Origin of the sequence: Gilvimarinus gilvus, from assembly GCF_030518155.1 — a bacterium.
Classification (GTDB): domain Bacteria; phylum Pseudomonadota; class Gammaproteobacteria; order Pseudomonadales; family Cellvibrionaceae; genus Gilvimarinus; species Gilvimarinus gilvus.
Genome location: NZ_JAULRU010000570.1, coordinates 92,035 through 114,305, shown reverse-complemented (window position 1 = coordinate 114,305; position 22,271 = coordinate 92,035). Strand labels below are relative to the sequence as shown.

15 protein-coding genes are annotated in these 22,271 nt (G+C 53.5%); 4 read left to right on the top strand and 11 right to left on the bottom strand.

Going from position 1 to position 22,271, the window contains the following annotated elements:
* Window positions 1–198 precede the first annotated feature (198 nt).
* Window positions 199–1,845: a glucose-6-phosphate isomerase gene (gene pgi, locus QWI17_RS12670; protein ID WP_302722880.1), complete on the bottom strand. Its 1,647-nt coding sequence runs from the start codon at window positions 1,843–1,845 to the stop codon at window positions 199–201.
* 351 nt (window positions 1,846–2,196) lie between these two features.
* Between pgi and QWI17_RS12665 the strand changes: the two genes are divergently transcribed.
* A complete protein-coding gene (locus tag QWI17_RS12665) occupies window positions 2,197–3,276 on the top strand; it encodes a beta-N-acetylglucosaminidase domain-containing protein (protein WP_302722879.1) in 1,080 nt (359 codons plus the stop codon).
* Window positions 3,277–3,287: 11 nt separating this feature from the next.
* Here the strand turns inward: QWI17_RS12665 and QWI17_RS12660 are convergent, their stop codons facing one another.
* From QWI17_RS12660 to QWI17_RS12645, 4 genes are read right to left on the bottom strand one after another with little or no spacing between them, the layout of a single operon-like run.
* Complete coding sequence (locus tag QWI17_RS12660) at window positions 3,288–4,700, bottom strand: M23/M56 family metallopeptidase (RefSeq protein WP_302722878.1); 1,413 nt, start codon at window positions 4,698–4,700, stop codon at window positions 3,288–3,290.
* Window positions 4,697–5,089, bottom strand: coding sequence for a BlaI/MecI/CopY family transcriptional regulator (locus QWI17_RS12655; protein ID WP_302722877.1), 393 nt, complete (start codon window positions 5,087–5,089; stop codon window positions 4,697–4,699). The genes QWI17_RS12660 and QWI17_RS12655 overlap by 4 nt, the downstream gene beginning before the upstream one ends.
* Complete coding sequence (locus QWI17_RS12650; RefSeq protein ID WP_302722876.1) at window positions 5,086–5,997, bottom strand: polysaccharide deacetylase family protein; 912 nt, start codon at window positions 5,995–5,997, stop codon at window positions 5,086–5,088. The genes QWI17_RS12655 and QWI17_RS12650 overlap by 4 nt, the downstream gene beginning before the upstream one ends.
* A gap of 19 nt (window positions 5,998–6,016) precedes the next feature.
* On the bottom strand, window positions 6,017–6,883 hold the full coding sequence (locus QWI17_RS12645) for an alpha/beta hydrolase (protein ID WP_302722875.1): 867 nt from the start codon (window positions 6,881–6,883) through the stop codon (window positions 6,017–6,019).
* A gap of 248 nt (window positions 6,884–7,131) precedes the next feature.
* On the opposite strand from QWI17_RS12645, the gene QWI17_RS12640 reads away from it, so the two are divergent.
* Window positions 7,132–8,112 (top strand): aldo/keto reductase, encoded by a 981-nt coding sequence (locus QWI17_RS12640; protein ID WP_302722874.1) that lies wholly within the window; start codon window positions 7,132–7,134, stop codon window positions 8,110–8,112.
* A gap of 151 nt (window positions 8,113–8,263) precedes the next feature.
* Here QWI17_RS12640 and QWI17_RS12635 read toward each other — a convergent pair whose 3' ends face one another.
* From QWI17_RS12635 to QWI17_RS12620, 4 genes are all read right to left on the bottom strand, one after another.
* Window positions 8,264–9,058 carry a gluconate 5-dehydrogenase gene (locus QWI17_RS12635; RefSeq protein WP_302722873.1) on the bottom strand — a complete coding sequence of 265 codons (795 nt, stop codon included), beginning with the start codon at window positions 9,056–9,058 and terminating at the stop codon, window positions 8,264–8,266.
* A 33-nt stretch (window positions 9,059–9,091) separates the two neighbouring features.
* Window positions 9,092–9,931, bottom strand: coding sequence for a 5-dehydro-4-deoxy-D-glucuronate isomerase (kduI, locus tag QWI17_RS12630; protein WP_302722872.1), 840 nt, complete (start codon window positions 9,929–9,931; stop codon window positions 9,092–9,094).
* 114 nt (window positions 9,932–10,045) lie between these two features.
* Window positions 10,046–11,101 carry a class I fructose-bisphosphate aldolase gene (locus QWI17_RS12625; protein ID WP_302722871.1) on the bottom strand — a complete coding sequence of 352 codons (1,056 nt, stop codon included), beginning with the start codon at window positions 11,099–11,101 and terminating at the stop codon, window positions 10,046–10,048.
* Between the two features lie 72 nt (window positions 11,102–11,173).
* Window positions 11,174–12,442 carry a 6-phosphofructokinase gene (locus QWI17_RS12620; RefSeq protein ID WP_302722870.1) on the bottom strand — a complete coding sequence of 423 codons (1,269 nt, stop codon included), beginning with the start codon at window positions 12,440–12,442 and terminating at the stop codon, window positions 11,174–11,176.
* 577 nt (window positions 12,443–13,019) lie between these two features.
* Between QWI17_RS12620 and QWI17_RS12615 the strand changes: the two genes are divergently transcribed.
* Entirely contained in the window at window positions 13,020–14,555 is a 1,536-nt protein-coding gene (locus tag QWI17_RS12615) for a rhamnogalacturonan acetylesterase (protein ID WP_302722869.1), read from the top strand.
* Between the two features lie 47 nt (window positions 14,556–14,602).
* On the top strand, window positions 14,603–15,442 hold the full coding sequence (locus QWI17_RS12610; protein ID WP_302722868.1) for a sugar phosphate isomerase/epimerase family protein: 840 nt from the start codon (window positions 14,603–14,605) through the stop codon (window positions 15,440–15,442).
* Between the two features lie 14 nt (window positions 15,443–15,456).
* Here QWI17_RS12610 and QWI17_RS12605 read toward each other — a convergent pair whose 3' ends face one another.
* Entirely contained in the window at window positions 15,457–19,335 is a 3,879-nt protein-coding gene (locus QWI17_RS12605; protein WP_302722867.1) for a glycosyl hydrolase 115 family protein, read from the bottom strand.
* Between the two features lie 13 nt (window positions 19,336–19,348).
* Window positions 19,349–22,057 (bottom strand): exo-rhamnogalacturonan lyase family protein, encoded by a 2,709-nt coding sequence (locus tag QWI17_RS12600; protein ID WP_302722866.1) that lies wholly within the window; start codon window positions 22,055–22,057, stop codon window positions 19,349–19,351.
* Window positions 22,058–22,271: the final 214 nt, after the last annotated feature.

Below are 22,271 nucleotides of genomic sequence, written 5' to 3'. Positions count from 1 at the left end.
GTTGTGTGTGTCTCTCTTACCACGAGTAACGTGGCGACCACCCGGCTTTGCGCTCTGTTGTGGTCCGGCGCTTTGAGCGCTCTCATTGATTTAACGATGTTTTAATAACAACAAAAAGACGCCCCAGCTCTTGTGAACTGTGGCATCTGGCGAGGCTAGGCCCCATATTTTACCCTCTGGACAAGGGCGACGGCAGCCTTATGGCCGCGCATCCTTGTAATATTCTATCAGATTGCGAGTCGACGAATCATGCTTGTCGTCAATTGCCGCCTCTGGTGCCAATTCATCCTGAATGCCTTTGGCCAGAACCTTGCCGAGCTCAACACCCCACTGATCGAAGGAGTGCACTTCCCAGATAATGCCCTGGACAAAAATCTTGTGCTCGTATAATGCAATCAGAGAGCCCAGTGAACGCGGAGTAACCTTCTGCATCAAGATGGTGTTGGTGGGGCGGTTGCCCTCGTGCACCTTGTGCTCGACGATTTCTTCAATGCGCTCAGGCGACATACCTTTGGCGCCAAGCTCCTCACGCACCTGATCGGCACTGATGCCACGCATCATGGCCTCAGACTGAGCAAAGAAGTTAGCCATAAGCGCGTCGTGATGGCCTTTGATCGGTAAAGTTGGTTCAACCGAACCGATAAAGTCAGCCGGTACGATCTGAGTGCCCTGATGCAAACACTGATAAAAGGCGTGTTGACCGTTTATGCCAACCTCACCCCAAATCAGCGGTACGCTGGAGTAATCGATACGTTCACCGCTCCAGTTGACGCTCTTGCCGTTACTTTCCATCTCGGCTTGCTGCATGTAAGCGGCCAGACGGTGCAGACACTGATCGTAGGGCAGCAACGCGTGTGCGTTGCGACCCAAGAAGTTGTTGTTCCACACACCCATCAGCGCCAGCATAACCGGCGCATTTTTGGCCAGTGGTGCGCTGCGGAAATGCTCATCCATCTCAAAGGCGCCTTCCAACAGCTCCTCGAAAACCTCAAAGCCAAGGTTCAGCGCAATAGGCAAGCCAATAGCGGACCAAAGCGAGAAGCGACCGCCGACCCAGTCCCACATGTCGAAGATGTTTTCTTCGGCAACACCGAACTCCATTGCCTTAGGGCGATTAGAGGATACGGCAATAAAGTGACGGTTTATGTAGCTTTTGTCTTCGGCCTTATCGAGGAACCAGGCTTCTGCCGAGCTGGCATTGGTCATGGTCTCTAAGGTGGTGAAGGTTTTGGAGGCGATAACAAACAAGGTGGTTTCAGGGTCGAGATCGCGCAGGGTATCGGCAATCTGGAAACCATCAACGTTGGAAACATAGTGAACGTTAAGGGTGCCGTCATTGTAGGCCGACAAGGCCTCGGTCACCATCAATGGGCCCAGGTTGGAACCACCAATGCCAATGCTGACGATATCCGTCATTTCTTTGCCGGTATAACCGCGCCAGTCGCCGCCGCGCACTTGCGCGACCAGTGCACGCATGCGCTCGAGCTCGTGCTTCACTTGCGAGCGAACGTCTTCACCGTCTATTTCTAACGGTTCACCCGATTGATCACGCAAGGCTACGTGCAATACGGCGCGGTCTTCGGTGCGGTTGATTTTTTCACCGGCGAACATCTTGTCGCGGAACGATTGCACTTCACAAGCTTCTGCCAGATCCAGCAGCTTGGTGCGGGTTTCTTCGGTAATCAGGTTTTTGGAGTAATCGAGCAGTATATTGGGGGACTGGAGGGAAAATTTGGCAAATCGCAGATCGTCTTCGTCAAACAGGTCACTCATGTGACGTTTGCTCATCTCACTGGCGTGAGCTTGAAGGGCCTGCCAGGCAGTCAATTCAGTACGGCTGGGCATGATGTACTCCGCATCCTCTGTTACGTTACTGTTGTACGGCAACACCAACACTGTCGCGCCCTTTCACCAGACGCGCCAATGTGGTGCATCTAAGGTATTGAATACCGTGAAAAAACGGGACTCTGGCCCCGAGGGACCATTTATAGGCAGTGCGGTGCAAAAAGGCCGCTATCATAGTGACACAGCCCCTCCCTGTCAATCTGAGACACCAGCAAGCGGGCCTTTACCAGCATTGGTCATACAAATGCAGGTTGTTGAAAATATTGAAAAAGCTTACTGAACCATGAATAATCAGGTGCCACGCACCGCACCGCTATCACTTCTGGCGATATCTACTATAAGATAACAAGTATGACACACGACACCCGAATCGCAGCCGGTGTAATTGAAGGTTTTTTTGGCCGATGCTGGACATGGCAAAACCGCCGTGAGCTGGCGTCTTTTTTAAAGAGCCGTCGCCTCAGTTTTTACCTTTACGCCCCCAAAGCCGATAAGCACCTGCGCAGTCAGTGGCGAGCGCCCCACTCGTCCCGGGATTGGCAGCAACTGCATCTAACCCGCGAAGCCTACCGGGCCGCCGGCGTCGATTTCGGTGTTGGCCTGAGCCCCTTGGATTTATGTAGCCATGCAGGCGTAGCCGACACAGCAGCTCTCGATAAAAAACTCGAACAACTGAACACTTTAAACTTAGATTATCTGGCGCTTTTGTTTGATGATATGCGCGGCGATATGCCGCAACTGGCCGAGCGCCAAAGCGCGCTGGCCAATCGCGCCGCTGACACCAGTAATGCGCGCCGTATTATTCTCTGCCCCACCTATTACTCAACCGATCCGATATTGGAAAAAGTGTTTGGCACCGCCCCACCAAACTACCTGGAAGACATAGGCGCAGGCCTGGACGCGGCCATCGATATTTTCTGGACTGGCCCCAAGGTGTGCAGCGACAGCTACCCGCAGCAACACCTGCGAGAGATTACCGAGAGACTCGGACGCAAACCCTTTTTGTGGGACAACTACCCGGTCAACGATGGCGCCGTGCGCTCCAAACATTTGTATCTAGAGGCACCGGGCGCAGATAGAGCCGACGCTGCACCGTTGGTCAGTGGCATCGCCGCCAACCCGATGAATCAGTTCTTCGCATCACTGCCCGCCCTGGCAAGCCTCGGCCGCGCGGTATCCGATGAGCACTACGAGCAAGACACCGCCACTCGCGAGACGCTATTTTCCCTGTACCCGGATGAACTGGCAAACCACCTGATTGACGATATTCCAAACTTGCAGACGCTGGGCCTTGACGGACTAAGCGAGCAACAAAAACAGCTTCTTATCGAACGCTACAGCAGCCAACAGCACAGCTCACCAATCACTAAGGAAATTTGCGAATGGTTACAGGGCGGTTATAAATTTGACCCCAACTGCCTGACCGAGTAAACCAACCCACGTTAACCTTCGTGACGTCCGAAATCGATATAGTCAGCGGGGTTTACAGCTTGGCCAGCCTGTACCAATTCAAAATGCACATGGGGGCCGGTTGCCCGGCCAGTTTTCCCTACCGCACCGAGATGCTGGCCCTGCAGCACTATGTCTCCAACGGCTACCGAGGAACGCTGCAAGTGGGAGTAACTGGCTGTTAAGCCAGCGGCATGGCCAACCACGACATAGTTGCCCCGCACATCATCGTAGCCAACCTTTAGCACGCGACCGGTTCCTACCGATTGCACAGGATCACCTTGCGCTGCAGCAAGATCGACACCGTGATGAAAATTTACCTCACCGGCCACAAACGGATTAAAGCGCTCTCCGTACCCGGATGATAACCTTGCATCCGGCACGGGTGAGATCAGTCCCCTGACTGAAGAAGCACCGCTCATTCCAGCGTGAGCGGGAAACAGCACAAAAACTACCGCAGCAATCAATAACCGGACGGGCCAGACGCTGCGCACGATCAAAGCTCCCGGCTCATAAATAGACTGCATACGCTCAACCAAAAGCTCACCCGGCGACAACTGCATCACCGCCGTAGAACCCAGCGCGTGCAATTGCGCGGCGGCAAATAAACTGCGTGCATAGCGTTTTCGGTCAATGCCAGACTGCCAGATAACCGCCCTGTCACACTGTTTTTCATTGCACTGAATAATCATCCGGGCACAAAACCACAACGGGGGGAAATAACAACAGGCAACGCGAGTGTAATTAAGGCAACGAAGTTTGAAATCATCGCGCCGTTTTACATGCATTAACTCGTGGGCCAGTACAGCCTCAACCAGCTCGGGCTCAACATTGAGCATCGATGCGGGCAATACCACCACCGGGCGACGGCTGCCAATGGTGTAGGCATAATCGGCAAGGTCTGTCACAACCAGCTGCGCATACTTTACATTGAATTGTTTTTTTAACTGCGCAAACGTCGATTTCATCCAGATCGAAGCGCTATCGGCAGCCCCAAAAGCGAGGCGACGCAACCGATAGCGTTCGCGCTGATATTGCCACAGCAAGAAAGAAGCTGCCAGCAACCAGGCCAAGAATAAAAACAACCCCAAGGCGACTGCCAGCCATTGCTGCACGTTTGCCCCCGGGCTTTCAACACTGACAGGCATTGATATGTGCGGAAGAGTCGGCAAAGCGGCCCATACCGCTGTCGCATCGTGCCAGCCCCACCAAGGCGCTGGCCCCACGCCTACCGGCACAAGCGCGCGCAACAATACCAACCAGCATAACCCCGCGGCCAAACCAGGCAGACGCTTTTGAACCAAAACCGCTATCGGGCATAAAACAATGAACCAAACAGCGACCACTTGCCACTGCAAGACCAGGTCCGCCGTAAGGCCCGCGAGAAAATCAATCGCCACATTCATTGCGACGCACTCTCTTCGTCATCCAGCTTCTGCAACAAGGCCTCCAGTTCCGCCAGTTCTGCCTTCGATATTTTTTTTGAACCGGAAAATAGGGAGACTGCGGAGACGTTATCAACCTCCAACACTCGCCTGGCAAAATTGTGAACAAGCCGGGCGAGCCCGCGCGGACGACTAATCGCCGCGCGATACACAAATACGCCGTGAAAATTTTCCCGCTGCAACAGTTGCTTTTGCAACATGCGATCCATCACGGTTTTTGTTGTGGTATAAGCACGCGAACCATCTGTTGCCAACAGATCATGAACCTCGCGTACGCTCATTTGGTCCCGCGCCCACAGCACGTTCAACACATCGTGTTCTGATTTAGACAGCTCGGGTAAATTGCTCACTGTAACTCCTGGCCAAGTGCCTTAGTGCGAAATAGTTTATCCAACGTATCGGTATTTTCGTATGGATGTTTAAGGGTTTCAGCCTTGGCGCCGTTTTGCTGGGCGATGGCGGCCACACGCCCCTGACCATGCATACCGTCGGCATCAAACCACTGGGATATCGGATCTTGATAGGCTTCACTAGCGGGAATAATGTCCCAGCCTTCGCTGCGAATTTTAGCCACAAGCGCCTCGACAAACAAAACAGCTGCGTCATTTTCATGCAGTAACAGCACATGATGCGGTGAGCGCCCTAAAAATTCTATTGCCATATTGTCGTAAAACTCGATGGCTTGCCACATCGCATCAACGTACAGCGACTCCAATGCTTGATAATCCACGCTGGCGTTTGCGGATATTGCCTGATCAAACAAATGACTGATATAAAAGTCATAGTTATCTACCGTCACGTAGCCATCGGCATAGCCCATTGCCTTTATACCGGCATTGAGCTCAGCGACTTGAGCTATTCCCTCACCGCGGTTTAAGTAAGGAAACCGGTGAAAAGGTGCAAAACCTGGCAGCGCTGATAGCCTGTTATGAGCCAATTCTACATCTGCTAAATACTCCGCCGTCGTCAATTTTCCCGCCGACTTATGACTGTGGCTGTGATTGGCAATCAGGTGCCCGGCGCTGGCAAATGCGCGCAATCTTTTCTCGCCAGCTTCATCCATCCTTATTGTATTGGCAAAAAACATTGCCTGCTCGACACCCGCCCGATCCAGCGCTTTGATTAATTTTTCCGTTCGCTCAGGCCCAGTTAAATAGTGACTATCCCAGGTTGGAGAGTCATCAAACGTAATCGCAATGCTGCCAGCAAATACAGCTTGGCTGAACACCATGGCTGCAACCACTATAATCCCACGCATTATTTAACTCCCAGGCAGCTTAGTCTAAAGGAAAAACTCTAGGCAGAGCGTAGGTTAATAGATGAGGGAACGCGCTGTGATGTGTTGCCTCCGGCACAATCTCAACCTGTAGCGATAACCCTTTATACTGGCGCTGACGCAATTGCGCCTCATACTGCTTTAAGTCGTCGACCATGGAATGTGTGTTGTTGTTTTCTTTATCACCAACATACATATAGACATTGGCGGGCATCATATTATTGCTCTTTGCATACTTGCGCTCGAGATCAAACATGACTTTGTCGTCATACCACAGCGAAGGACTGCCAATAATATAATGATCAAACAGTGTTGGCTTGGTAACCAGTGCGTAGGCGCCCAACAGGCCGCCAAAAGAATGCCCAATTAAAGCCTTGCTGTCCATATTCAGCCGGTATTGGCTGGCGAGAAACGGAAATACGTCACGCTCAATGAACGCCAAATAGTCACTGGCGTGACCGGACGCTTGCTTCGACGCCACCGAATGAAATGACGTTTCGTCCGGTGCAAACGTTGGCGTATAGTCGCGCGTGCGGCTGACTCCGCCATCGTCTCCTACCGAATAAGAAATACCCACGGCCACTATTTCTTGCATATCTTTCACTGTCAGCAACTGCAACACACCGGACACCGTGGGAAAGGACGCGCCCGTATCGTTTAGTACCGCCAGTGGATAGCGCTTATCTGACGTCTCATACGATCTGGGAACACGGACATAAAGCTCATATTCTTTGCCATTAATGCTCGACGTTATGGAGTGTGTATAGGTTCTGTCAATGCTATACGGCTTTGCACTTTCTAATGCCACTGCCCCACTGCTCACCAACCATAACGCTAACCCAACCACCGTACTCATTAGTGTTTTCAACCCAATCTCCTTTTACTACTTTGAAACCACATCTACTACTTATGTGGCAGATAGACTTCTAATGTAGCATCTATTTTTACGAGGCGCAATATGCTTCAAGTCAGCGCTAGCACGAAGAGAGCTCGGCATGACTGGCCCTTATTGCCTTAAGGAATGTTAACGTTCAGCGATGGCGTACAGGTTCTGCTAGCATAGGCGCCTATTAATCAGCTGCCATAAGAGCGGCAAATCTACGCATAGGAGAACCCATGAAAACACGTACCCTCGGTAACACTGGCTTTGACATCAGCGAGGTTGGCCTGGGCTGCTGGCAGCTGGGCGGCGACTTCGGACCCATTGACAGCAATACCATTGAGGAAATCTTTGCCGCGGCCCTCGACTCCGGCATTAACTTTTTCGATACCGCCGACGTCTATGGCGCCGGCGCCAGTGAAAGCTTTGTGGGACAGCACCTGGGTTCGCTAAACCCTAAACCTGTGATTGCCAGTAAATATGGTCGTGGCGCGGGCACTTACCCAGACGGTTACAGCCTTACCGATATACGCGACAATCTGAAACGAGCGCAAGATCGGCTGCGGTGCGACAGCATTGATCTAATTCAGCTGCACTGTATTCCCACCGAAGTCATGCGCCGGGGCGAAATTTTTGACTGGCTGCGCACCGTACAACAGGAAAAGCACATTAAGTTTTTCGGCGCCAGTGTCGAGACCGTCGAGGAAGGTTTGATTTGCGCAGAGCAAGAAGATCTTAGCTCGCTGCAGGTCATCTTTAATATTTTCCGGCAAAAATTAGTGGACGAACTGCTGCCAATGGCGGCTGAGAAAAATATTGGGATTATTGCGCGCCTGCCGCTGGCGAGTGGTTTGCTAAGCGGTAAGTTCAAAGCCGACACGCAGTTTGATAAAACTGACCACCGCAATTTCAACAAAGACGGCGAAGCGTTTAACGTTGGCGAAACCTTTGCCGGCATTCCCTTTACGAAGGGTGTTGAGCTGGCCGGGCGCATTAAAGAGCTGACCCCCGAGGGCTATACCACAGCGCAAATGGCGATGCGCTGGATACTCGACCACCCGGCTGTAACAACGATTATCCCGGGTGCCAGCCGAGCGCAACAAGCTGTCGAGAATGCCAAAGTAAGCGAGTTACCTTCGTTATCTGCGGAGCTTCACGCTGAATTAAAAGGCTTCTACAAGGATGAAGTGGCTGCGCATATTCGCGGGGTTTATTGATTGAAAGACTGCCAGAGGTCTGAGGTCAGCGATAAATAAAACGGGGAAAGCGGATAAAGGGGAACGGAGGACGAACGAAATTTCGTATCCCGCCCCCGCCATTCAATCATCCCCCTAAATCGATACAACCGAAGCGGCCCATTTTCTCCATTTAATCTTCACCCGCAGGTCGACCAATAGTGGCAAGAATGCCGCCATCGACATAAACAATTTGACCGGTCACAAAATTACTCGCGGAACTGGAAAGAAAAATGGCCGCGCCTTGCAGATCATCCGGATCCCCCCATTTTCCAGCGGGGGTACGATTGACAATAAAATCATTCATTGGGTGGCCTTCCACACGAATAGGCTCTGTTTGGCTGGTGGCAAAGTAACCCGGGCCTATACCGTTAACCTGAACGTTGTGTTTGGCCCACTCTGTTGCCATATTGCGGGTCAACATTTTCAGCCCGCCTTTGGCAGCGGCGTAAGCACCTACTGAATTGCGGCCAAGCTCGCTCATCATCGAGCAGATGTTGATAATTTTACCGGCCCCACGCTCTACCATTTTGCGAGCGACTGGACGGGTCATGGTAAATACGCCGGTTAAATCGGTTTTAACAACTTCCTCAAACTCGGTCACCGGCATATCCAACAGCGGGACTCGCTTGATGATGCCGGCGTTATTAACCAACACATCAATCGGCCCCACTTCCTGCTCAATTTTTTCCACCGCGGCTATCACTTGATTCTCGTCGGTTACATCAAAACGATAACCTTGGGCCCGGATACCGGCATCCTTATAGGCTTGCACGGCGCGATCGATTTTTTCCTGAGAAGAATGACCGTTGATCACAATCGTAGCGCCCGCTTTACCCAGCCCCATGGCCATAGCCATGCCAATACCGTGGGTGGCGCCGGTTATTAAAGCGGTTTTGCCTTTAAGAGAAAATAGTTCGCTGGTCATAGTAATACCTAATTTTGCATTCGTCTGGACACGCTACTTCAAAGTATGCGGCTTGTGAAAATCCATATCGGTATAGTCGAGATTTTCGCCCGCCATCCCCCAAATAAAGGTGTAATTGGCAGTCCCCACCCCCGAGTGCATGGACCAGGGCGGTGACACTATTGCCTGCTCATTGCCCACCCAAATGTGACGGGTTTCGTTGGCCGGCCCCATAAAATGGCAGACCGCCTGCTCTTCGGGAATATTGAAATAAAAGTAGGCTTCCATGCGTCGACTGTGAGTGTGCACTGGCATGGTGTTCCAAATACTGCCCGGCTGTAATTCAGTCATACCCATTTGCAACTGGCAGGTTTCGACCACACCATTGATCAACAACTGGTTAATGCGGCGCTCATTACAAGTTTCACTAGAGCCCAGCTCGAGAACCTTGGCATCCGACATTCCCACTTTTTTGTGCGGATAACTGTGATGAGCCGGTGCGGAATTCATATAAAATTTAGCAGGCTTAGAGGCATCATCGCTGGCAAACACCACTTCCTGGGCACCCCGACCAATATAGAGCGCCTCTTTAGTATCCAGCTCGAACCGCTCGCCATCGACTGTAATTGAGCCCTTACCGCCGACATTGATTGCACCTAGTTCCCGGCGCTCGAGAAAGTGACTGGCCTTTTGCTGATAGACCGGCTCCAGAGCTACGTCACTCTTTACCGGCATAGCGCCGCCCACCATGATGCGCTCGTAGTGGGCATAGACAAACAACACCTCATCGGGGGCGAAAATTTTCTCTATCAAAAAATGCTGACGCAGTTTTTCTGTGTCGTAGCGTTTGTAATCGTCCTGATGGACTGCATAACGCTCTTCAATAATATTCATAGCAATAAAAACCTTTTTTAGTGAAGCCCCAAGCTCTCCCCAGAATTGGGGAGCCCAAAACGCCAACCTTTAAAAGTGCTCACGAAGCTTTCGTCCCTAAAAATAAGAAACTCATCAGGCGATGGAGATACCCTCATCAAGATAGACATTCTGAATAGCCTGCAGCAGCTCCACACCTTCGGCAAATGGACGCTGAAACGCTTTGCGACCTGAAATAAGCCCCATACCACCGGCGCGCTTATTGATTACAGCGGTGCGAACCGCTTCGGCCAAATCGCCTTCGCCTGTTGAGGCACCGCCGGAATTAATCAGACCAATACGGCCCATATAACAATTCGCTACCTGATAGCGCCCCAAATCAATGGGATGTTCGGTAGTCAACTCGTCATAGACTTTTGAGTGGGTTTTACCCACTTTTACGGCCTTAAAACCGCCATTGGTTTCGGCCGTTTTTTGCTTAATGATGTCCGCCTGAATGGTCACACCCAAATGATTCGCCTGACCGGTCAGGTCGGCGGCCAAATGATAATCCCCAGCATCCGTTGTAAAACCATCGTTGCGCAGGTAGCACCACAAAACCGTCACCATGCCGAGCTCATGAGCCTGCCGAAAAGCTTCGGAAATTTCCTGCAACTGGCGACGCGAACTCTCAGAACCAAAATAAACCGTGGCGCCGATGCCTATGGCCCCCATATCGTATGCCTGGCGTACCTGACCAAATAATCGCTGGTCGTAACTGGAGGGGTAAACCATGGCGTCGTTATGGTTCAGCTTTACAATAAAAGGGATTTTATGAGCGTAGCGACGAGACACGGCGCCCAGTCCACCTAGGGTGGATGCCACGGCATTGCATCCGCCTTCAATAGCAAGCTCGATAATGTTTTGCGGATCAAAGTAGATTGGGTTCGGTGCAAAGGTGGCACCCGCTGAGTGCTCAATCCCCTGATCCACCGGCAAAATAGACATATACCCGGTACCGGCAAGCCGGCCGGCAGAGAGCAAAGACTGGTAATTGCGCAGCACGGCGGGGGGACGATCCGTCGCGCTAAATGTATTGTCGATATAGTCCGGGCTGGGCAAAATAATACTTTCTTTAGGTATCGCCTTGCATTGATGTTGCAGCAATGATTCAGCTTCTTTACCAAGTAAACTTACAACGTCATCGTTCATTTATCGTCCTCGTGTGAATTAATAACGCAGGTCACTTTACCTGCGCAACTGAAGTTATTTTTTTGCGGAGTGTTAGTTGTTTTGTGGAGTATGAGACGCCAGCTTTTTACGGACTAATGACTTGCTCATCCTGACATAGGCTGGCAGACCATTTTCATACGGAGGGTGAGCTTCGCCTTGTATGAGCGGAGCAAAATAGGCCCGCCCTGCTTCTGTGACACCAAACCCATCTTCACTGATGTACTCTTCGGGCATCGCTTTTTCCCGATTCGCGACATCACTTAGAAGAACCGGCGTCAACGTCCACGAGTATGGAGGGTGCTCGTCTCGCACGATTGCAGGCATAACAGAGTCACGCCCCTGTAGCGCATACTCTGCCGCTGCGCGACCGACCGCATAGGCCTGATCTACATCCACTTGGGAGGCGATATGACGCGCGGAGCGTTGGAGGTAGTCGCATACAGCCCAGTGACACTTGTACGAAAGATTTTGCTTAATCAAGTCCACCAGGCGCGGCGCCACGCCCCCTAGTTGCGTATGACCGAAAGCATCTGTCGAGCCGGATTCAGAAATAAATTTGCCATCAGCAGCTTTAATGCCTTCGGCGACAACGACCACACAGAACCCTTTCTCGGCAACGACTTGATCTACGCGCGCTAGAAAACTTGCCTTATCAAAGACAACTTCTGGCACCAGAATAAGATCCGGCCCCAAGCCACGTTCATCCTGAGCCAGACAGCTGGCAGCGGCAATCCAGCCAGTGTGCCGCCCCATCACCTCCATAATAAATACTTTAGTGGAACTACTGTGCATAGACTCAACATCGTACGAAGCCTCAAGTGCGGAAATAGCGACATACTTGGCTACCGAACCAAATCCCGGACTGTTGTCCGTCAACGGCAGATCGTTATCGATCGTCTTGGGAATGCCCACACAGGTAAGCGGGTACCCCATTTCTTTTGCGCATTGAGACAACTTATGAGTCGTATCCTGGGAATCGCCGCCGCCGTTGTAGAAAAAATAGCGAATGTCATGAGCCTTAAAGACTTCAAGCAAGCGAACGTATTCAGCGCGCTGAGCTGTCAAGTCCTGCAACTTAAACCGGCAAGAGCCAAACGCCCCAGAGGGGGTGTGCAGCAAACCTGCCAAGTTATCGGAACTTTCCTGACCGATATCGACAAGCTCTTCATTGAGGGCACCGACAATGCCGTTTACCCCGGCATAGACACTGCCAATGCGGTCACAGTGGGTACGAGCCGTATCGATTACGCCCGCTGCAGTTGCATTGATAACCGCCGTCACACCCCCTGACTGGCCGTAGAATGCGTTGTATTTGGTCATGCGATACTGCTCCCCTCTGGCAGAACACCCAACTTTTCGGGCAATGCGGTATAAACAATGCGTGATAACTCAACCGACACAGCAATCACTAACAGTCATTATATCCACACATATTATCATTTCCAATCATTTAGAGTCAACGATGATCGACTCACAGCAGCGAAACTGACTGGTTCGCAAGTGCGTAAGAAAAACGAGATTAGCTGGAATGTTCGGCGCGTTAGAACACTGGGGACCAGAACAGCTCGATCACGGCCAGCGCCGAAAGATCATAATAAATCCCATTAAAACAAATCTGGTCACTATAGATCACATAATGATACCCTTATGCAACAGAACCAAAAGTGTCGGTCTCATCCGATAATGAACAAACATACTATGGAGTGATTCGCTGTGGATCGACGTCACCGTTAGAGGAGGCACAGTGATTGCTTTGCGACACCTGCCTGGCTCGGCAAGCCAAGTTATTAAAAAGATGTCCACGCACAGAACCGTTAATTCGCGATTCACAAGCGGCAGCGCTTACAACTATAAAAGTAAAACCATTAACCACTATTTAACCCAAGAGGAAATCAGCATGCGGACAGGACGGGCATTTTCTTTCATTACCATTGTCCTCACTCTCATGTTTGGCCAACCAAGCCTGGCCGAGGACTTGCGCCCTCGGCATATTCATATCGCAGGAGACTCGACAGCGGCTTCTTACCAAGAAAAAGACCATCAGGGATGGGGAGCCGCCCTGCAAACTTATTTTGCTCAAGATAAAGTCACCGTAAATAATCACGCTCGCGGGGGCAGAAGCAGCCGCACCTTCACCACCGAGGGTTTGTGGCAGGGTTTGATCAACGACGTCCAGCCCGGCGACCTAGTGCTGATTCAGTTTGGCCATAACGACGCCGGTGAAATCAACGACGACAGGCGCGCCCGAGGCTCCCTGCCCGGACTGGACGATGAGCAAACGGATATCTTCAACCAGGTAACCGAAAAAGACGAAACCGTCTACACCTTTGGCCACTACATCCGCCAAATGGTGGCGGAGGTGCGCGCCAAGGAGGCCACGCCGATACTGTTATCGCTGACCGTACGCAACCGCTGGGACGAGGGCAGAATTGAGCGACGCAACGGCCAATACGGCCACTGGACGCACCAATTAGCCTGGGAGCTAGACACCCCGTTTATTGATGTCACCAACTTGGTTGCCGACAAACTGGAAAAGCTCGGGCCTGCAAAAGTAGCGGCGCTCTATCCCAAAGACCACACGCACTTCAACGCGGCGGGCGCCGAGATTCACGCTGAGACCATCGTATCGGCCTTAAAAGGACTGCGCCCTACTCTGGCGGACGATTGGTATTCTGAAACAGGGCGCGAGGTTATCGCCTACGACTGGACTTTTTTGCGCCTACCTGTAGTCGCCTCGCCCGAAAAAAACAGTATTTTTATGGTGGGCGACTCTACTGTTCGCAACGGTTGGGGAGACGGCGCTGGTGGCCAATGGGGCTGGGGTGATTTTCTGGGGGACTACGTCCAAGACGATTCATACAACCTGGTCAATCGCGCCATCGGCGGCTTCAGCAGCCGCACCTTTGTCACCGGGGGACACTGGCAGCGGGCCTTGAACATGACTCGCCCCGGGGATTATATGCTGATCCAATTCGGCCACAATGATTCGGCAGCACTCAACGACGATCGACGTGCCCGCGGCACCATTGACGGCATAAGCAATGCGCAAGAAACCATCGGCAATATGCTGACAGGAAAAACCGAGACCGTTCACACCTACGGCTGGTACCTGCGCAAGATGATCGGCGAGGCGATGGCGCTGGGTGTAAAACCCATACTATTTACACCGGTACCGCGCAAGATTTGGGATGAGAGTACAGAGAATATCGCCCGCCCGGAGGACAGTTACCCACAGTGGGCGCGACAAGTGGCCAAACAAAGCGGTGTTCATTTGATTGATCTGCACGAACAAGTGGCCGCGCGCTACGACGAGCTGGGACCGGAACAGGTGGAAGCCTTTTTTGCCGATGAGCACACTCACACTTCGCTCGAGGGTGCCCAGTTCACTGCCGAGATTGTTGCCGACGAACTGCAAGCGGTGCTGCCACAATAAGCACCGCCGCTTAACTTTAACCGACCGTTTGAAAAGGACAAAACATTATGCTGAATTTGGGCCTGAGAGCACACGACTATGGCCAGGGCACACCCGCAGAGATTGCCGCCCTGATCGGCCAGTACGATGTGTCCTGCGTACAACTTGCCCCCGCCAAATCCTTTCCCATGATCGGGGAGCAACCCGGACAATTAAGCCCCGGCTTTGCCAATCAGGTTCGCGATGCATTCGCCGCGCAAGGCATCTCCATCGCCGTACTGGGCTGCTACATCAACCCCATCCACCCAGACCCTGTCGCCAAGGAACAAGGGTTGAAACGCTTTGAAGAGCACCTGCGCTTTGCCAGGGACTTTGGATGTGCAATTGTGGGCACCGAAACCGGCTCTAAAAATGGCGACTGCAGCTATCACCCGGACAGCCAGAGCAAAGAGTCTTTTATAGAGCTGGTGGACTCCGTGAAACGCATGGCAAAGACCGCCGAGAAGTACGGAACCATTGTGGGCATTGAGGGCGTCGCCCATCACCATACCGTGCACACCTACGAGAAAATGCTGGAGTTACTGGAGGCGGTAAACTCCCCCAATGTTCAGGTGATTTACGATCCGGTTAACTTTTTCCCGCTGGATCAGTGCCATCGGCAGCAAGAATTAATGGACGAGGCGTTTGATCTTTTTGGCGATCGCATTGTGGCGATTCACAGCAAAGATTTTGTGATCAAAGACGGGCTAAAAGACGGCGACCTACCTTCGGGTACCGGCGAAATGGATCACCGTCATTTAATGTCAATGCTGCAAAAACTCAAGCCGGGCATTCATACCATTCTCGAAAGTACCAACCCCCAAAATGTGCAGGGCATTTTAAAGCATCTGCGTCAGTGCGCAGAGTAAGCCCTGCAGGTCGCTCAATTTCCCTCAGGTGTCTGTATTTTAAACATCGGTCTTTTCGGTATGGCGACAGCCTCCGGCGAGTCCGGCCGCGCGGCATCAAAGGGCGGCACCTCATCCCGTAAATGCACGACCAAGGCCGGTATATTTTCTCTGATACCTGATACCACAGCGCGTGCTAGCTGGTCGGCGCCGTAAGCACTGTGGTGAGTATCATCTTTTAGCGCTTTACTCTGACCGGGAAACGTATTGGCCGGATAGTGAACAAACGCCTCTTTAGAATCTTCCTGTCCCAGTGCAGCGTAAAACTCCAGACTCATCCGGTGCAGATCAATCACCGGCACGCCCTGCTCTTGCCCAATCTGACGCACCGCTTCGGCATAATCGGTAAGAGTTTCTCTCGGCTTATCATTATGCCAGCGCCGACGTTCCATAGGCGTGACCAATACCGGTATGCCGCCCTTGGCGCGCACCGCTGAAATATATTCGCGCAAATCTTGCTGATACGTGGTGAAGGGTCCGGCACCTTCGCTTTTATCCTTTTGGTCGTTGTGGCCAAACTGGATAAACAGATAATCACCATGTTTCATGGCGCCCAGAACTTTTTCCAACCGATGTTCCGCCTCAAAGCTGAACAGCGCCCGGCCCGACTCTGCGTGATTGGCGATGGCCACATCCGAATTAAAAAACGCGGGTAGCAGCTGTCCCCAACCGGCCCAGGGTTCATTGCGCTGATCGGTGACCGTGGAATCCCCGGCAATAAACACCGTGGTCGTCTTAGGTGCCGGCTCAATAGTAAGCGCGGTCACGGCGGCGGGGTTACCGAGAAATTCGAGAGTCAGGTGCTTATCCCAGTGCGCCACCATGGGTGGGCCGGTTTCGCGCGAATTGAGTGCCACTACCCCATCGCCTTCAAGTAGCGGGCTTCGCCGGTTTACCGTAAAGCTCGCCTGTTTGCGCTCACCGCCTGCGGTAGCAACGCCGCGGAGCAATAACCGACGCGCCTCGGCTTTTACCGTGGTCTCGGCTGAGGTTTCACCTGAACCCAAAATAACCGTTACCTTGTAGTTTCCTTCGGGGACATCCACCGCCAAGGTAAACGGTTTATCGGCAACGCACGCATCGCCCGTATCGCATTCGGGGGTATTGTCGCCCACCCAGCCGTAGCCGCGATCGGGGGAATAGCGAGTATCTGACCCAATGCCCGTGTCACCTTCCGCCACATTGACGCTACCGAAATCAAATCGGTAGGAAACCGGCTCGACTTTTTTTGTATCGGCCTTTTGCACGCGGGTCTCCGGCGGGCCGTTATAGGACGGCTCAAGCCCTCCAAAATCCATCACGATTTTATCCACCACAACACCGGCATCTACGGCCACCAAGTGTAATGTATGCCAGCCAGGCTCAAGGTTCTGCGGAAGTTTCACGGTGGCTTCGGTAGCGTTGGCCAACACCCGCTCTTTCCACTCACTGCTATAGGTATCAAAACCTTCGGTCACGGTCACCGGTTGCGGCTTGCCATCATCCAGCGCCAGCGCCAAACGCAATCCGTTACCGGGCACGATCGGATGCGTGGGCAGCAGCCGAACATGAACGTGGGCTTGACCGCCACTGGCCACATAAAAGCGATAGCTGAGTCGCGGGGCATCACCGGCATCAAACTTGAGGGTGGACGGCAGTATGGTTACCGCCGAGCCGGTGCGGCCCAGGCCTTCCACCGAACGCCAACCGCCCTTCCCACTATCCTCGCGGTCAGTGAAATGTCCGGCGTTGATGGACACCACACCTTCAGACTCGAAGAAATCCCCTGTCCCAGCATCTGAGGGCGCGTTATGAACCGCGAAGTCACTCGCGCCTGTTTCAGTAGTGAGCGATTTTCGTACCACCGCTTCCTGTGAACCCAAGGGTGGGATCGGCTCCGGTTGGAAGCGCAGCCAATCATTCGGGGAGACGCCCCCGGTGGTGAGAATATGTTGCCATTTGCCGCCGGCAATCTCTTGATTGTATCGCTCGGTCAGCGCTTCGATTCGCTGCGTGGCCTGCCCGGCTGCCGCAAAGGTTGCCGGTGCGGCGGGCGCACCTCGAGCGTTCTGCCGACGGGCCAGCTCCACCAGAAAATAGCGTTCGTTGGCAGCGGCGGCGGCGCGTACCGGATACTCCACCAGCTGGAAGAACGCATCCTGCGCAGCGGCCGGTAACGCACTGGCAACTTTTGCGGTATCCGCTACCAGGGATTGATAGGCTGCAAGGCGATGTTTTATTTCCGCATCCGTTAATTCGGTCGGCTTGTAAGGTTGCAAAGAGAGGTGCCACTGCAGATGTTCCGGCTTGCGAGCAAACGCCAAATGCTGATGACGTTTCCACAGTGCGGCAATAGCCTCGGCATGTTCGGAGCCAAAATCCCGCGCGGCCATATCGTGCAAGAATTGCATCGGCGCGTCGGAATCAGTCCGATTCGCGTTCCAGGCCAGATCGAGAAAAAACTCCGTGCTCAGCTCATGAGCTTTTAGGTCGCCCACATTCCCCATCCAAAAAGAGCGCGCGCCCTGCTCGTAGGTGCGCACCATTTCCGACCACACCAGAGACACCGACTGGGAATCGAACCAAAGCCAGGAAAGCGGCGAACCCAGATAGGACAGGTGATAATAAACACCGAGTCCGCCGGGGCGCTCGCGTTCTGCGGGCGTGGCGTAACGGCGCATGTAACCAAAGTTGTCGTCCGGCCAGACGATGATGACATCCTCCGGCACTTTCAGGCCGGCGTTGTAATCCTTAAGCACTTCTTTGTAAGGGACAAAGATTTGCGCCGCCCGGGTGGGATCACCGTCGCCCAGGTGTTTCGCCAGCAGATTGCGCTGAGCATCGAAAAGGTCTTCCAGTACACCGATACGCTCTTGCTGCGACTTGGGACCGATGATGCCGCTGTCGTGTATGCCGCGCATACCCAGGGTCCAGAGGCTTTCGCCGGAGCGGCGTTCCTTCACCCGCTGCTCCCAGTAATTCATAACAGTGTCGCGGTGAGTCAGAAAATTGTATTGATCCTTGGGCAGATCCCACTCCCCCACGTTGTTGCGCAGCATAGGTTCGGCATGACTTGAACCGACCACAATGGCGTAGTCGTCGGCCAAGGCGCTATTGCCTTCTACCTGATGAAAAGGCGTGGTGCAGGGATGCATGCCGGGCCAGATGGCATTGGCGCGCAAGCGCAACATAAGTTCGAAAATCCGTTCGTAGGTTTTCGGCCCAAGCGTACCCACCTCTTTATTAACGCCCGGTTGCTCGGCAACGATAGCCTCAAAGGTTTTCTCGGCCCAGGCCTCCAAGCCCCAACACTCATCGTTAATAAATATTCCGCGGTATTGCACGGCGGGGGCATCAATGGGCTCAGTGCCGGCACTAAGATACAGTTGCTCGCGCTGTTCCACTGGCACATCGGCCCACCAGTACCAGGGAGAAACACCGATACGACGCGACAGCTCGTATACACCATAGGCCACACCGCGAGGGTCGGCGCCCTCAACGCTCAGAACTTTCGAATCGGCGGAAAGTCGGAAGGCTTCCCAACGACCTTCCAGCTCGGGGGCAATTTCCACTTGAACGTAAGGGGCATTGTTGGGTGGCCGTTTACGAACGTCCGGCCGCACGCCGGTTACGCGCTCAACATCGTCGGCGAAATCGCGCACGGCGATTTTAATCACTGTGGGCGCATCCTCACTCACCACCAGAGGCGCGGCATGTTTCCCGGCAACCAGTGCAAACGCATTGAGCGGCGACTTTTTAGATATCTCCGAAGCAAGCGGCTGGATTGCGGCCTGCGCAAAAAGCGGACACAGAAGGGACAGAAATAGCAGTCGCCGCCTAAGCCTGCCGAGAAGATTTGAAACGCTCGCTATCATTCGACACTCCATATTAATCGCGCGCCGGAACTTCTTCCGGGGCCTCCTCGCTAATCAACGCCATAATCTGAATTGCCGTTAAACCGAACTGGGACACAGCGTTGGTGGATACCCCACGGGCTTCGGTCACAGGCGCCAAAACATCAGGCGGCGTGACCGTTCTTGTTGGGTAAGGCGTACCGTAAATCCCGATACCGGCTCTCGCGCCGAAAAATTCATTCCAGGCCCTTTCCGCCAGCGCTTTATCTTTTAATTTCCAGGCGGAGTAAGCGGTCATGCGTGAATGCGCCTGCCCTAAATTCAAGTTTCGGTTATAGGGCTGGCCGATAATCTCGGCTTTCTCTTCAGAGTCGGCGTTAAAAAATTGACCGTACTGAATAAAGGCTGCCTCGTACTCGGGCACATCCAGCAGTTGAATCAGTTCGGCATTAATCTCCACGCCCCCGAATACCATGGCCAGATGCGAACCGGAGACGCCCTCGCCCACCCGATAGAAGCGACCTGTGTCCGGATCGTAAGCGGTGCCCGATGAAAGCAAGCCGTGCTCAAACTCTCCGATGCTGCGCATCGCGCGCAATAGCTTGTCCCGATATTCCGGCTCGCCCGTGCGTTCCCACTCGGTCAGCCAGGCGGCGGCCACAGAGTTCCAATCCGTGCCCAGCCCCATCATCATGGAATACGGTTTCCCCGTGAAGTCCGGCCTGTCGCGGTTGAGTTTGCGCAGCGGCGGTACGTCCAGTAGACGACGTTCAGCACCCAGGGTCGCACGCATCAAATCACCCACGCGCTCGTCCGCCGTCAGGTAGTAATAGAAACGACGGTTGGCGGGCGTACTGATGCGCAGCTGCTTGGCACTGTCGCCCCAGTGTTTAACATTGTGACGCGACCCCAGCCCCTCAAAACGCCCCAGGTGGTAAACATCCACTTCGCCGGTGTGGCGGGTCATGGCCTCGGCCATCTGGAACACATCCGCCCGGCCCGTGCGCAGGAAGGAATACCAGAGCCAAATGTCGGGAGAAAGTTCGGAGTTGGCCCAGGCAAAACCACCGACGTCATAACGCCAGGTATGGCGATCGTGATCGTAAGTGTGCATCACATCGCCGTAGTCCCAGAAACCGAACCAGTTGTGCTCTTCTACCTGAGTCAGGTAATGATCCAGATAAAAGTCCACCTGATCTTCAACCGCGGTTTTGGCGGGCGTGGAGCGATCCTGCAGATCCCAAATGGCCGCACCGAAAACACCGGCGGACTCATAGTCTGTGGGGCGAGCCACCATCTGCGGTGGTTCGGCCAGGGTGCGTGCCATCTGCACCATGGTTTCGCGATTCGGTGTGGCGGGCAAAGCCCAGATCCGCAATTCGCTGGTACGGGCCACGCCGGTGGCGCTGGCAAACCCAGGCTCGTAATCTTCGTAGGTCACGCCCATGGCATCGAGTTGTTTTTCGTGGGTATCCAACCCCATGCCGTCGTGATAAAACCGCATGTCCATGGCGCGAGACTCGGGAGACCAGAGCCACAGGGTCACTTCGGCGTTATCGGTTCTGGCGTTGCGAATATCCAGTTGGGACGGATGGCTTTGCCAGAAATCGCGAATACCGAAGGCCACCCCGCCCTCGGGGCTACCGATGTAACCGAGGCCACTCGAGCGTCCGCCTTCGGCAGAATCCAGCCAGGCCAAACCGGGCTGGGTGCGTTTGCGAATTTCAAAAGCGTCGGCGGTTAGTTGTGTAAGCGTGTAATCACCGAACGCGGGGATGACATCAATGCGATCGGAAACACTTTTTGCCCACTCGTCCAAAGGCGCAGTAGCGCGACCGTCGATCTGCGCTTGGCGCACGGCCTCGCCAGGGTTGCGCCGCAAGCCGGTAATCCCGCGCACGGCTTCTGCAAATAATCCATCGTCCTGCCCGGAAAAACGCACGTGCCGATCATGGAGCGGGCCATCCATAGGGACATCAAAACGAACCCCCACGCCGCGAATAAAATCCTGTTTCTGGTCGCCGTCGTAAATCATGGTGTGCATTAACCGCACAGAGTCGTCGCCGGCATAAAAATACAGGCGCGCCACAAAAGGAATCCAGGCCCGCCCTTTGTCACCAACGTGCTTACCTTCGAGTTTGACCACCGCGCGCTGGGGCCCTTGCTGTTCGAGAGTGACATTATCGACGCGACCGTTAAACGCGTTTACGGTCAGCGGTTCGCCCACTTCGGGCTCAGCCCGATTCTGGGACAGAACCACGAGGCGGCCGTTATTTAAAGTTTTACGACCGTCCCGGGTGATGGATTGAATCAAGCGATCACCGGATTTAACAATCACCGCTTCAATTGTGCCCGTATCCACGCGAATGCTCTCGCTATTTTCGGTCACCGTAAGCGCCTGTTCTGGCGAAGCGCTAGCGCCGGGGCGCAGAGTCAGTGCGGTCGCATCCACTGCAAGCGGCGCTATCGCGTGGCCACTCCATTTCACAGAACCATCGGGCCAGTAGGCCAAGGGCCAGCTCTGCACGGGTAAAGGGCCGGCTTCCGAATTAAGAGTGAATTCGCTCTGTTTCTGGACCGCTCCCTGCGGCCAGGGCACGCCCCAAGTGGTGCCCACGGAAGCACGGGCACTATCGTGTTCTAGCCAATGCAATTGTATTTGGGGCTTGTCTTGCGCCTGAGTCGCCCCGGAAAAAGGCAAGAGCGCGATTGTCAGCAATGCGAAAGTTCTGGAAAACTTCATTTTTCATGGCCATCCTAGATTCGTGGTTTTTATAATCTTCGTGCCTTGCAATTGTTTTACCGTGACAACAGACCGTATAACGAGACGCTCAAACAGTTTTTCAAACGCGCAGTAAAACTTTACCGAGTAAGCATCCAATCCATTGTCTTTGATCATTAAGATTTTATTTTATGACTGCGACGCTATTGACTGGCTGCAGAACTATGTCTTTTGT